General features: G+C 65.5%; 8 protein-coding genes. 3 read left to right on the forward strand and 5 right to left on the reverse strand.

Features of this window, described 5'->3' with window-relative positions; genetic code table 11:
• A complete protein-coding gene (locus FGS76_RS06125; protein WP_138771744.1) occupies nucleotides 1–1,428 on the reverse strand; it encodes an alkaline phosphatase PhoX in 1,428 nt (475 codons plus the stop codon).
• A gap of 201 nt (nucleotides 1,429–1,629) precedes the next feature.
• Here FGS76_RS06125 and FGS76_RS06130 point away from each other — a divergent pair, with 201 nt between their 5' ends.
• The 3 genes from FGS76_RS06130 to FGS76_RS19760 are packed head-to-tail and all read left to right on the forward strand — an operon-like array spanning nucleotide 1,630 to nucleotide 7,338.
• A complete protein-coding gene (locus tag FGS76_RS06130; RefSeq protein WP_138771745.1) occupies nucleotides 1,630–3,075 on the forward strand; it encodes a Wadjet anti-phage system protein JetA family protein in 1,446 nt (481 codons plus the stop codon).
• The gene (locus tag FGS76_RS06135) at nucleotides 3,050–3,697 is read left to right on the forward strand and encodes a DUF4194 domain-containing protein (protein ID WP_138771746.1); all 648 of its coding nucleotides are present in this window, start codon (nucleotides 3,050–3,052) and stop codon (nucleotides 3,695–3,697) included. Before FGS76_RS06130 ends, FGS76_RS06135 begins: the two co-directional genes overlap by 26 nt.
• Nucleotides 3,688–7,338, forward strand: a complete 3,651-nt coding sequence (locus tag FGS76_RS19760; protein ID WP_138771747.1) for an ATP-binding protein — start codon at nucleotides 3,688–3,690, stop codon at nucleotides 7,336–7,338. The genes FGS76_RS06135 and FGS76_RS19760 overlap by 10 nt, the downstream gene beginning before the upstream one ends.
• Before the next feature lie 3 nt (nucleotides 7,339–7,341).
• On the opposite strand, the gene FGS76_RS06145 is transcribed toward FGS76_RS19760, so the two are convergent.
• From FGS76_RS06145 to FGS76_RS06160, 4 genes are all read right to left on the reverse strand, one after another.
• On the reverse strand, nucleotides 7,342–8,547 hold the full coding sequence (locus FGS76_RS06145) for an MFS transporter (RefSeq protein ID WP_138771748.1): 1,206 nt from the start codon (nucleotides 8,545–8,547) through the stop codon (nucleotides 7,342–7,344).
• A 77-nt stretch (nucleotides 8,548–8,624) separates the two neighbouring features.
• On the reverse strand, nucleotides 8,625–11,054 hold the full coding sequence (locus FGS76_RS06150) for a TonB-dependent siderophore receptor (protein WP_138771749.1): 2,430 nt from the start codon (nucleotides 11,052–11,054) through the stop codon (nucleotides 8,625–8,627).
• A 258-nt stretch (nucleotides 11,055–11,312) separates the two neighbouring features.
• A complete protein-coding gene (locus FGS76_RS06155; RefSeq protein WP_205717197.1) occupies nucleotides 11,313–12,260 on the reverse strand; it encodes a FecR domain-containing protein in 948 nt (315 codons plus the stop codon).
• Nucleotides 12,260–12,766: a sigma-70 family RNA polymerase sigma factor gene (locus tag FGS76_RS06160; protein ID WP_138771750.1), complete on the reverse strand. Its 507-nt coding sequence runs from the start codon at nucleotides 12,764–12,766 to the stop codon at nucleotides 12,260–12,262. Before FGS76_RS06160 ends, FGS76_RS06155 begins: the two co-directional genes overlap by 1 nt.
• Nucleotides 12,767–12,918: the final 152 nt, after the last annotated feature.

Consider the following 12,918-nt stretch of genomic DNA (forward strand, 5'->3'; position numbering starts at 1 on the left):
TCAAAGGGCGCGAAAGGCGGCCGGCACGGTCAGTTCATAGGTGCGGCCCAGGGGCAGACCAAGCAGACCGGCGGGGCCGCGCTGGGAACTGAAATACAGGCGCGAACCGTCGGCGGTGAACGCCGGTCCGGTGAGTTCGCTGCCGCCGCCGGGCACCCGCAGCAGGATTTTCGCCGGCTGGTTAGGCACCATCACCATCAACCGCATGGCGTCGCCGTCCTCGGCCACCACCACGTCGCCCATGGGGCTCACCACCAGGTTGTCCACGTCGTCGAACCTGTCCTCGCCGGCGCTGATCAACTGCTCGTTGTCGAACACCACCTCGATCAGGTCGTTGTCCACGTCCAGGGCATGGACCCGGTTGTCGCCCTTGCAGGCGAAGAACACCACCGCCCGCAGCGGATGCTCGAAGCCGGACACGGTGTCCTGCTCGCCCTCCGGCCAGTATTGCATCCAGATGCCCTCGCCGCCCTTGAAACGGGTGCCCGGCGCGCCCTGCCCGGTGCTGTCCTCGATGCGCGAGCGCACCCGGCTTTGCGGCTGATCCGGAGACTGCACATCCACCCACTTCACCCGGCGAATCAGGCGGGCGCTTTCCAGGTCCTCCATATAAGCGCCGTTCTCGAAGCCTTCCACTTCCAGCACCTGCAACACGCCGTTGTCCAGATCCAGGCCCGGAGCGCCGTTGACGGCGCTGACCCGGCCGGCGGACCGGAACCGGTAGAGGCGACCGTCGCCCTGATCCTCGGTCATGAACACCGAAGACGTGGCCATATCCACGGCGGCGGCCTCGTGCTTGAAGCGGCCCAGAGCCGGGTGGGAGCGTGCCTGCCGGGGCGAACCCAGCGGGTCGCACTGATAGACCAGCCCGTCCTCCACTTCCTCACAGGACAGCCAGGTGCCCCAGGGCGTGGCGCCGCCGGCGCAGTTGACGCGGGTGTTGGAGAGGATCGGATAGGCGTCCAGCAGCTCGCCGTCGGCGCCGAATCGCAGCGCCCCTACCCCACCGGGCACCGACTCGCTGTTGGATACGTACACCCAGCCACCGTCCGCCAGGGAAAACACCGCGCCGCCGTCCGGCAGCGGATGCCAGAGAAACAGGGGCAGCTTGGACACCGGCTGGCGGCCGGCGGTGGCCACCCGGCGCAGGGAGAAGCCCTCCGGGATCAGCACGCCGTCCACGCCGGAGTCCACCAGCGGCCCGATGTTGGACAACGGGCCGGGCCGCAGCGGCAGCTCCCGGGCCGGCGCCGGCGGCTGCGGCGTCGGTTCGCCGCCGTCCACCGGGTCCCGGGGCGTCTGGCCACCACCGGATGAACCGGGCGCCGAGGAACCGGACGAAGAAGAACCGCCTCCACAGGCGGCCAGGGCGGCGCCGCCGCCGGCCAGAAACATCAACTGCAGTACATCACGCCGGGAAATCGTCATGGCTTACTCCCTTTTTCCAACCGGATCAGGCCTGGTAAATGAGCAAGCCTGGACCGGCAAAATGACGCTCCCGTGGCGGGCACGCCGGCCCCGGTAGGCTTCCTGTTGCGCCCTTGTAACCGGCCGGTAACGGGGCCGTCTTTGAAGACGGTCGGCAACCTGATTAAATAGCGCGTTTGAGCCAGCGCCGGTGCCCTTTCCATGTTCTTCACGGACGAACGCGAGCAGTTTTTCAAACCGCTGACCGGCAAGTACCGCGAGCAGGTGGCGGAGTGCGTGCGTCTGCTCCATGAACGGCTGTACAGCAGCCAGGCGGACTACGGCGAATCGCTGAAGCGCGACCAGGTGCTGGAGGTGTTCAGCGAGGCACTGGAGCGGGCGCCTCTGCTGGAAGGCGACGACGAGGCCGGGCGCTTTCGCAACAACCGGGAACAGGCCGGCTGGATTCTCAACCTGCTGGTGGAGCACGGCTGGCTCAAGCGCGACAAGGACGAGGCCTCGTTCCAGTCCACCTACCCGTTCAGCCGCACCGGCCGTCTGTTCACCCAGACCCTGGCCGAGGTGGATGGCCGCAGCGTGCGCACCCGCCACCGCAATACCCGCAACACCCTCAATGCCCTGGCGGCGTTCGCCGACCGTGGCGAGGTCTATGACCTGCTGGACGCCCACGAGCACTCCGAGCGGATCATCGCCGATTTCACCGACATCATCGCCGAGCTGGAAGAACGCAAGCGGGAGCTGGTCAAGGAAGTGGAGTCCCGGCAGCTGGTGCAGCAGGCCAGCGACCAGTTCTTCGAGTTCATGGAAAAGCGCTTTCAGCCGGACGTGGCGATCCGCATGTCCGCCGACAGCGTGGAAAAACACCGCGACCGTATCCGCGTCGTGATCGAACAGATCAAGCGCAAGCCGAAAGCCTGGAAAGCCCGGGCGGAAAAGGAGCTGCGCCGGTTGGCCCCGGACCTGATCGTCAGTGCCGATGCCTCGGTGCTGTTCCAACTGCTCGACAGCATCGACACGCGCATGCGCAACGCCTCGGAGATCATGCTGCCGGCCCTGCGCCGCACCCTGCAGGGTTTCACCCGCCGGGCCGACATCATCATCCGCCAGCTCAGCTATCTGCACAGCCAGAAGCACGGCGACATCGTCGGCCTGTGCCAGCAGCTGTCGGAGCTGGACGACCACACCTATGCCCAACGCCTGGTCCAGGCCGGCGAGGCCATGGCCAGCCTGCACCTGGGGCTGATCGACCCGGCCCAGGTACGCCTGCGCGAAGCGCGCGCGCCGCGCAAGGTGGAGCACCGCATGGCGGAACTGGACGAACCGGACGACGCCACCCTGCGGGCGCTGGCCACCGAGCGGCTGCTGGAGAGCGCCTTCCACATCAATGGCGGCGCCCTGCGCGATTACCTGCGCGAGGCCCTGGGCGCCAGCCGCCGTATCGACAACCGCGACCTGCCCGTCAACAACGCCCGTGACCTGCTGGCCCTGAGCCACGTGATCGAGCTGGGCAGCGCCGACCATGCCGCCGCCGGTTTCCGGCTGCGTATCGAACCCACCGATGCCGTCCGCGACGAGCACTATTTCGTGCGCCGCGACGGCTTCCTGCTGGAACTGGAACAGGATGACCCCAAGGCAAGCCCTGAATGACGCCCTGGACGCCCACGGCGTCACCCCGGCGCAGTTCTCGGAACTGATGATCCGCCTGCTCGACCACGGCGTGCTGTGCCGTGACGAAAGCAAAAAGGAGGCGGAGCTGTATGACCGCTACCTGCAGATCCCGGAGCTGGTGGAGGACTATCTGAGCGTTCTGCAGGTGCGCCTGCACCATGAACGCCGGTTCTACTCCCTGCGGCTGTTTCCGCCCGGCGCCGAGATTCCCGGCCAGGCGGACCCGGACGAGGGCATCAACGCCGGCCTGCGCAACCGGCTCGGCCAGCAGGAAGTGGCCCTGGTGCTGGTGCTGCGCGCGGAATACGACAAAGCCCTGCGCGAGGGCCAGGTGGACGAACAGGGCCAGGTCACCCTGCCCATGGAAGCCCTCAACCTGGCCAGCAAGAACCTGCTGGGCCGCCCCCTGCCGGAGGGCCGCACGGAACGGGAAGCGCTGTTCCGGCGCATGCGCCAGCTGCGCCTGATCCGGGGCGCCGGCGAGGCCGGTCTGGACGACGGCGAAGCCTGGCTGACCATTCGCCCGGACATTACCGGCCTGGTCACCGACGCGGTGCTGGCCACCCTGATCGGGCAGGAGGACGACAGCCCATGTACCTGAAGCGCTCGATCACCGTGAACTGGGGCAACCTGCCCGCCGGCGAACTGGAATACGGGCCGGTGAACCTGTTCTCCGGCGGCAACGGCTCCGGCAAGACCACCGCCGCCGACGCCCTGCAAACCCTGATGACCGCCGCCCACGACAACCTGTTCAACTACAACCCGGGCCAGGACGAAACCACCCAGCGCGGCCGTGGCGGCAAACAGGTGCGCACCCTGGCCTCCTATGTGCTGGGCTGCGACGACGGCGCCTTCGCCCGCCCCTACGACAGCGACGGCTACATCGCCGGCGTGTTCCACCCCACCCAGGGCGAAACCGCCGAACCGTTCACCGCCGTGATCGGCGTGCGCGCCCATCTGGACCGGGCCGGTGCCAGCGCCCAGGCCCGCCAGGACGAACTGCTACTGATGATCGTGGCCGGGGAAATGCTCAGCCTGTCGGACTTCGTGCACGAGCACGTGGACGGCAAGCACAGCGTGCCGATCACCGACATCGCCCACCAGCTGCGCCGCCGGTTCGGCAAGAAAGCGGTGGAAACCTACGACAAAAAAGGCGCCTACCTGGCGCGCCTGTATGGCGCCCTGCGCGGCAAACGCGACGCGGTATCGCGCAATGAAGCCCGCAACGCGGCGCGCACCTTCGCCCGCTTCATGGCCTACAAGCCGGTGGAATCCATCAACCAGTTCGTCGCCAGCGAAGTGCTCGAACCCCACGACATGGGCGACACCCTGCGCCGCATCCGCGACCTGATGCGCACCGTCCACGGCATGGCCGAGGAAGCGGAACAGCTGCGCCGCAACGTGGACCTGCTGGCCCGCGCCCGGGGCCAGGCCGGCGACTACCTGGAAAACTGGCTGGAGCGCACCACCCAGGCCTACGGCGCCGCCGCCCAGCAGTTCCGCCGCAACCAGGCGGACTATCTGGAACGCAAGGAAGAACAGAACCGGCTCCGCCAGCAACAGGACAGCAACCGGGAAGAAGCCGGCCAGGTGCAGCAGCGGCTGGAGCAGGCCCACCAGGAACTGGTGGACCTGCAGGCGCGCATCCTTGGCATCCCGGCCCTGCGCGACAAACAGGCCCTGGAAGCCCGCCAGGCGGCGCTCACCGAACAGCTCCGCGACGGCACCCGCCCGCTGCTGGAACAGGACCAGCAACGGGGCGCCAACCTGGAAGCCCTGCGCAATATGCAGGGCCTGTTGGCGCGGCACAGCCTGGAACTGGAGCTGCCGGTGTTTGGCGGCAAGACCTGGCGCGCCACCAGCAAGGCCCTGCTGGCGGAACAGAGCAAGGCGCTGCCGGACCTGAACCAGATGCTGGCCCGGGACTGGATCGACGACCTGTCGCCGCTGGAGGCGGGCTTGGCCCGGGTGCGCGACGAACAGCAACTGCACAACCAAGTGGCCGAACTGCTGCACGGCGAACAACACACCGCCCCCGGCCAGGAAGCGGAATCCGTGGCGCAACGGCTGGACCGGCTGGTAAGCCGCCGGGGCCAGACCCTGGAACAGCTGGACCAGCAACAAAAACGCATCGAGCACCAGATCCGTAATCTGGAATCGAAACGGGTCAACTACCCCCAGGACGTGGAGCTTGCCGTCCAGGCGATCCGCCAACACTGCCCCCAGGCGGAACCCCGGGTGCTGTGCGACCATGTGGACGTGCAGGACGCCGATTGGCAAATGGCCATCGAGGGCTACATCGGCGGCGCCCGCTTCGGCATTCTGGTGGAACCGGACCACGAGGCCGAGGCGATCCGCATCGTCCGCCGCCTGGCCGGCAAACAGCGCAACCGGGCCCGGGTGATCCAGGGCGAGCAGGCCCGCCGCGACGCGGAAAAAATCCATCTGCCCGACGACTCCCTGTTCCATGCGCTGCGCTTCAGCCACCGCACCGCCGAGCACTACCTGAAAGCCTCCTACGGCAATGTGGTGCGGGTGGACAACGCCGACACCCTGCGCACCACCCGCCGCGGCATCACCGTCGACGGCCTGGGCTCCGGCAACTATGCCCTGTTCCGCTGCGACCTGGATGACAGCCAGCTGGTGTTCGGCGAAGCCGCCCGCGAGCGCAACCTGCGCGCCCAGCGCGGCGCCCTGCTGGAACTGCAGGAAAACTACCGGCGCGCCGCCGACGACTACCAGGCGGTCCGGCAACTGCACCATCAGGTGCGCGCCTTCAAGCCGCTGCACTGGGTCACCGCCGCCAGCCAACTGCTGGAGGCCCGCCATCAGTTGGATGAAACCGAAACCGCCCTGGCCAACCTGGACCTGAGCGACCACCAGGACCTGGAAGCCCGCCAGCAACAGGCCCGCGCCCAGCACCGGGACCTGGAAACCCGCCTGAAAACGCTCACCGAGGACAACGGCAAACTGGGCGCCCAGCTCAGCGCCTGCACCGCCACCATCGGCAAGCTGGCGGACCAGAGCGAACGCTTCCAGGACGCCCAGGAACAGGCGGAAGCCAACCTGCGGGCCTGCACCCGCTACTGGCCGGGCCTGGAAGTGGACCCGCGCATCGAGGCCATGGACCAGCGTCTGCTGCAGGCCCACGGCGACATCGACTTTGTCGCCGAGGAAGACGCCCTGACCCGGGCGCTAACCGAAACCGCCGTGGCCCTGCAGAAGACCTTGGACCAGTACAACCAGCAGGCCCAGCCCGCCGACCAGCTGCTGGCGGACAGCCAGGAAGCGCTGCACAGCGCACCCTTCTTCGGCCATATGCACGGCCTGCACCAGCAAATCGACAACCTGCACAACCGGCTGCGCAACAACGTTTTGTTGGAAAAACAGGAAAAGCTGCAAGGACTGCGGGAGACCTTCAATACCACCTTCGTCAGCGACCTGTGCAGCCAGATTCATCAGGCCATCAAGGACGGTGAGCGCATCCTGAAAAACCTCAACGGCGAACTGGAGCATCACCAGTTCGGCGCCGACCGGGAACGCTTCTCCTTTGAATGGCAATGGATTCCCGAGTACAAGGAATACTGGAATTTCTTCAAGGAAGTGATCGAGATTCCCAACCTGGGCGACGGCGCCAGCCTGTTCGATACGCCGCTCTCCGCCAAGGCGGAAACGGTGCGCGACCGGCTTCTCAACCTGCTGCTGGACGGCGACGAACAGCAGGCCCTGCGCGAACTGGAACGGATCAGCGACTACCGCCGCTACCGCCAGTACGACATTCTCAAACACCCGGAAAACAAGGCGCCCATCAGCCTCAGCCAATACGGCACCGGCTCCGGCGGGCAACTGGAAACCCCCGCCTATATCATCCGTGCCGCCGCCATCACCAGCGCCTTCCGCTTCAACGAGGGCGACAGCCACCTGCGCATGGTGATCGTCGACGAAGCCTTCATGCACATGGACGAAAGCCGCTCCAAGAGCGTGATCGACTACCTGACCCGCACCCTGGGCCTGCAACTGATCTTCATCATGCCCACCAGCAAGGCCGGCCCCTTCCTGGACCAGGTCAGCAACCAGTTCGTGTTCAGCAAGGTGCCCAGCCCCACCCCGGTGGGCGAACTCAACACCCGGGTACTGCTGGACCGCCAGCAACTCAACCAGGACCGCATCCGCGAACTCTGGGACCAGCACCGCCGCGTGATCCGCCAGCAGGGCGCGCTGGATTTCATGGAAGAGGTGTGACCGTCAGGCCGCTGGCGTGGGCACCCGACGGCGCAACGCCAGCGTCAACGCCAGCGCCGCCAGCAGCAGCGGCAGGAACGATACCCACAGCACCCGGTCCCAGCCGTAGGCGCTGAGCAGGCCGCCGGAGGAGAACGAACCCACCGCCATCAGCCCGAAGACGATAAAGTCGTTGAGGGATTGCACGCGGGTTTTCTCTTCCGGCCGGTGGCATTCCAGCACCATGGCGGAGGCGCCCAGGAAACCGAAGTTCCAGCCCAGCCCGAGCAGCACCAGCATGCCCCAGAAGTAGCGCACCTCCAGACCCAGCAGGCCGACGGCGGCGGACACCCCGATAAGCACCAGGCCCACGGCGGCCACCCGGCCGGCGCCGAAGCGAGTGATCAGACCGCCGGTGAAAAAGCTCGGGCCGTACATGGCGATCACGTGCCACTGCAGCCCCAAATTGGCGGACGCCTGGGAGTGCCCGCAGAAATGCATGGCCAGCGGTGCCGACGTCATCAGGAAATTCATCACCAGGTAGGACACGGCGCCGCAAATCACCGCCGCCACGAACAGGGGCTGGCGGGCGATCACCGCCAACGGCCGCCCACCGGCCTGCTCCGCCGCCGTCGGCGGCGGCAGGCGCACGCCGAGCAACAGCAGCGCGGACAATGCCGCCACCGCCGCCTGCACCACGAAAGTGGCGGCGAAGGTCACCGGCGGCCACAGATCCATGGTCCAGGTCACCAGCTGGGGCCCGATCACCCCGGCGGCCACACCACCGGCCATCACCAGGGACAAGGCCCGCGCCCGCCGCGCCGGTGCCACCCCGTCCGCCGCCGCGAACCGGTAGGACACCACCACCGCCGCGTAGGCGCCGCCAAAGAAGGTGGACAGACAGAACAGCCAGAACGACGCCATCACCACCGCCGCCGTGGCCACCAGCCCCGCCAGAGTACCGGCCCCGGCGCCCAGCAAAAACGCCGTGCGCCGACCGTGGCGCCGGGCAATCATGCCCACCGGCATGATCGACGCCGCCATGCCCACCACGAAGATGGAAATCGGCAAGGTGGCCAACACCGGCGACGGCGCCAGGGCGTCGCCGACAATGGCGCCGGTGGCGTACACCACCACCGCGTTGGCACCGGCCAGCGCCTGGGACACCGACAACCGCCAGATATTGCCTCGCTGCACGTGTTCGGGAAGTTGGTAGGAAGCGGTGCTCATGGGCGGGGTCCGGGCCGGTGGGTGGGAAGCCGGCTATTGTGCCGCCGATTCACCGCCGAGGCGACCAGGGTCGTCTTTCACCAACTGTATTCCACGGCGGCCCTGATCGACCTTTCCTGTCCCAGAAAGCAGGTGCTGTCATTGGAGCAGGAGGCGATGTAGTACTCATCCAGCAGATTGTTCACATGGATGTTGGCCTGCCAGCCCGGCAACGCCAGGGGGCTCTTCTCCAGGTCATACCGCAGGGCAAAATCAACCAGGGTATAACTGGGCACAGAGAAGGTGTTGCCGTCATCGCCTTCGGTTGCCCCCTGATAACGCACACCGGCGCCCAGGCCCGCCCCCGAGAGGGCTCCGGAAAGCACCGAATAATCCAGCCAGAGGGACGCCCTGTCCTCCGGCAACTGAGCACGACGATTGCCTTCATCACCCTTGTTGCTTTCGGTGATTTCATCATCCAGGCGGGTATAGGCCAGTGTCAGGTTGAGGTTTTCCAGGACCTGGGCCTTGGCCTCCAGCTCCACGCCTCGGGTACGCACCTCGCCGGTTTGGATACTGAAGCCGGGATTGCCCGGGTCCGTGGTGGTCATGTTCTTCTGCGTCAGGTCAAAATACGACAGCGTAATCAAGTGCTGCGTATCCATGGGCTGATATTTAACGCCCACCTCGTATTGTTTGCCTTCCATGGGTTCGAACCGGGACCCGTCAAAAGCCGTTCCGGAAACCGGTTCGAAGGACTCGGAATAGCTGGCATAGGGCGCCACCCCGCTGGAGAAGTTGTAGATCACACCGGCACGGCCGGTGAAGGCGTGATCCGACGAATCGGTCTTCAACCTGGTGATGTTGTTGTCCGAGGACGTTTCCGCGTCGTCGTAGCGCCCGCCCAGGAGAATCGACAAGGCGCCGATATTGATCTGATCCTGCAGATAAACGCCGACCTGATCCAGGCTGTTGTCAATATCCTGATAGATCGGCGGTGTGGCGATCGGCTGGTGATAAACCGGGTTAAAAAGATCGATATCGGGCACACCGGCGCTGGCGAAACCGCGCTGGGTGTCGTTCTCGAAGCGGTAGTAATCCACGCCGGCGAGAACCGTATGGCCGATGAGCCCGCCCTCGAATTTCAGCTCAAGCTGGTTGTCCAGGGTCAGGTCCCTGGCGTTCTCCTCGGCGGTGAAGGCGCTACGCTGAAGCGTTCTGCGGTCACTATCCAGTGAACGGCGATACAGCCAGGCGGAGTCCAGTTTATTGTCGGTGAAGCGCAGGTTCTGACGGAAGGTAACGGTATCGGTAAAGCGGTGGCTGAACAGATACCCCACCGACCAGGTTTCCCGGTCCCAGAATTCAAAGCCCGCATCGCCAGCCCGGAAGCTGAGAGGCACCCGGCCATGGGGATTGTGGAAAACGCCGTCACGGGGTACGGCGCTCAGAATCGTCGCATTGATGTCGTCCCGCTGATAAGACGCCAGCAGAGTGAGGTCCGTGGTGTCGTTGCGCCAACGCAACGAGGGCGCCAGCAGATGGCGCTTCCTGTCACTGTGGTCCTGCTGGGTTTCCCCGCTCAGCCCCCGACCCAGCAGCCGGAAAGACCAGCCATCGCCGAGCCCGCCACCCACATCCACGGCGGCGCTGGCGCGATCCAGATCGCCGCTGCCCAGGCGCACTTTATTGACCATGCCTTCCTGGGGCCGCTTGCTCACCATATTGACGATGCCGCCGGGCTGGGTCTGTCCGAACAATACCGAGGCCGGCCCCTTGATCACTTCAACGCGCTCAAAAAACCAGGGGTCCAGATTGGCGGTGACGAAGTTGGAGCCCTTCAGTTTGAGGCCATCCAGGTACTCGTTGGACGACGCGCCCGTGGTACCGCTCCCACCAAAGCCCCGTATTTTGACGCTGTTGCCACCGAACATCGTGGTCTCGCCGGTGGTGCCGGTTGAGACACCGGCGGTATAGGAAACCGCCTCACCGATGTCGCGCACATCCCGGTCGTCCATCTCCGCGCGGGAAACCACGCTGATCGACTGCGGCGTCTCCATGATCGCGGTATCGGTCTTTGTGGCCGTGGCGCTGCGTGTTGCCACGTAGCCGTCGACCGGGCCATGGGCCGATTCCAAAACGGTGGTGGTATTCACCGTGATCGGCTCCAAGGTGTTCGAGCTGAGCCGCTGCACCGAATAACTTCCATTCGGCAGCGCCCTGGCCACCAGCCCGGAGCCGCTCAGCAATCTGCCCAGGGCGTCCTGCGCGGTGAACGAGCCTTGCAGGGCCGGCGCCTGGATACCCTTCACCCGATCCGGCGTAAAAGAAACGGTAATGCCGGCGGTGGTGGAGAGCCGCACCAGCGACTGCTCAAGGGGCCCGGCGGGAATATTGAAAGGGTGGCGTTGTTGCTGCTGTACCGAGGGCTCCGCCGCCTGGACGGTGTGTAACGGCAGCCCGCCCAGGACCGCGCAAAAGGCCACGGCCAGGCCGTGGCGGCGGAAGGTGTTAAGCGTTGCTGGCATGAATTCCTTCCCCTGTTTCAGGTAATAACGATGACTTCTACCTGACAAGTCGAACGAGAATGGAAATCAGCAACCCCTGAGCACCATTTATTTAGTTCATCACCCTTTGCGCTCCAGCAGGCCCACGACTCTGCTCGAGGCCTTTGCGCGGTTGCCGTAGGAGCGACTTCAGTCGCGATCAAGATAGCACCGGGATTGATCGCGACTGAAGTCGCTCCTACGGGCACCCGGGCAGGTCCGCGCCGGATAGAGACCGCTCTATTTCGCGCCCACCCGCACCCAGTAACGGGTGAAATAGGTGAGCCGGACTGGCAGGGTCTGGGTGAGATTCTCCAGCACCACATCGGTATCGGTGAGATTGAAAGCCCCGGACAGGCGCAGGTCCGCCACCTGTTGATCGCAGACCAGACGCCCGGGCCGATAGCGGGACAGCTCGGTGAGGAACGCCTCCAACCGCCAGTCGCTGGCGACCAGCAAGCCATTGCGCCAGGCCAGGGCGTCGGCGTTCAGTGGCCGCGCCTGCCCCACCCGCCGGTGAGAGAAGTCCGCCTGTTGGCCGACCTCCAGGCGCAGCGGTGGTTGCCCGTTATCCGTGGGCCGAATCTCCACCGCCTTCTCCATCACACCCACCTGGGCGCGAACATCGTCACTGTAGACACTGAAACGGGTGCCCAGCGCCAGCACGCTGCCGTGGCGGGTATCAACCGTAAACGGGCGACCCTGGGGGTCCGGCGCCGTGGTCACCAGGATTTCGCCGTGGTGGAGAATCACCCGGCGGGCGCCGGCGCCGTAGTCCACGTCCACGCTGGAGTCCGTGTTGAGCACCAGCTCTCCGCCATCGGCGAGGTACAGAGAGCGTTGCTCCCCGGTGCCGGTGCGGTACCGCGCCGTCAACGCCTGGTACTGATCGCTACGTTGCCAACCCAGGCCGGCGCCGCCGGCCACCAGTAACACCGCCAGCCCCTTGATCATCCGCCGGCGCGATGTGCGTGCCTGGTTCAGAGTGGCGCGGGCCACGCCTGCCGGTGCCTGCTCCAGGCGCCCCTGCAGTTTCTCCAGGCGTGCCCAGGCACGACGATGTTCATCGCTTTGCGCCAGCCACCGCTGATGAGCGTCCCGCCTGGACGGGTCCGCTGGCTCATCGAGAAGATCCACGTGCCAGCTGGCGGCCTGTTCCGCCACCGCACGGCTCAGCGGCTCGCCCATCAGTCTTCCATCAACATCAGGCACTGGCTGAGCGCGCGAATGTAGTGCTTGCGCACGGTAGTGGTGGAAACTCCCAGCCGCTGGCCGATGGCCACGTAGCTCAAACCGTCCAGCTGCACCAACAGAAAGATTTCCCGGGTCCGTGCGCCGAAGGCATCGAGCATGGTGTCGATTTCCAGCAGGGTTTCCACGATTTGATGGTACTGCTCGGGGGAGATATGGGTGGCTTCTTCCTGATGGGACAGCGTCTGCAAATACGCCTGCTCAATGCTGCGACGCCGGAACAGGTCCACCAGGATGTGACGGGCAATGCTGCTCAGGTAGGCGCGGGGCTGGCGAAGGGTGTCCTGGCGCCGTTGGCCCAGCACCCGAACAAAGGTGTCCTGCGCCAGATCGCCGGCCTGCTGGTCACAATCCAGACGTCGGCGGATCCAGCCTTTCAACCAGGAATAGTGTTCCCGATACAGGGTATCCAGATGTTGCTGTGTAGATTCCGCCGATGACATCAAAGCCCCACGAGCCGCAACCCCGCAATCAAGAATGATTCTCATTGTATGGACGTAGGCATCCGGTGGCAACCCTCCAGTCATTGTAATGATACTTATTATTATTTAAGATCACCCCTCATTTGCTTGCACTCGCACATTGGGGCGGCACC

Origin of the sequence: Alloalcanivorax gelatiniphagus, from assembly GCF_005938655.1 — a bacterium.
Lineage (GTDB): Bacteria > Pseudomonadota > Gammaproteobacteria > Pseudomonadales > Alcanivoracaceae > Alloalcanivorax > Alloalcanivorax gelatiniphagus.

Bases quoted from the DNA above. Each gene is read 5' to 3' on its own strand.
- FGS76_RS06145 (WP_138771748.1), bottom strand. From the start codon at position 8,547: ATGAGCACCGCTTCCTACCAACTTCCCGAACACGTGCAGCGAGGCAAT.
- FGS76_RS06150 (WP_138771749.1), bottom strand. From the start codon at position 11,054: ATGCCAGCAACGCTTAACACCTTCCGCCGCCACGGCCTGGCCGTGGCC.
- FGS76_RS06160 (WP_138771750.1), bottom strand. From the start codon at position 12,766: ATGTCATCGGCGGAATCTACACAGCAACATCTGGATACCCTGTATCGG.
- FGS76_RS06130 (WP_138771745.1), top strand. From the start codon at position 1,630: ATGTTCTTCACGGACGAACGCGAGCAGTTTTTCAAACCGCTGACCGGC.
- FGS76_RS06125 (WP_138771744.1), bottom strand. From the start codon at position 1,428: ATGACGATTTCCCGGCGTGATGTACTGCAGTTGATGTTTCTGGCCGGC.
- FGS76_RS19760 (WP_138771747.1), top strand. From the start codon at position 3,688: ATGTACCTGAAGCGCTCGATCACCGTGAACTGGGGCAACCTGCCCGCC.
- FGS76_RS06135 (WP_138771746.1), top strand. From the start codon at position 3,050: ATGACCCCAAGGCAAGCCCTGAATGACGCCCTGGACGCCCACGGCGTC.
- FGS76_RS06155 (WP_205717197.1), bottom strand. From the start codon at position 12,260: ATGGGCGAGCCGCTGAGCCGTGCGGTGGCGGAACAGGCCGCCAGCTGG.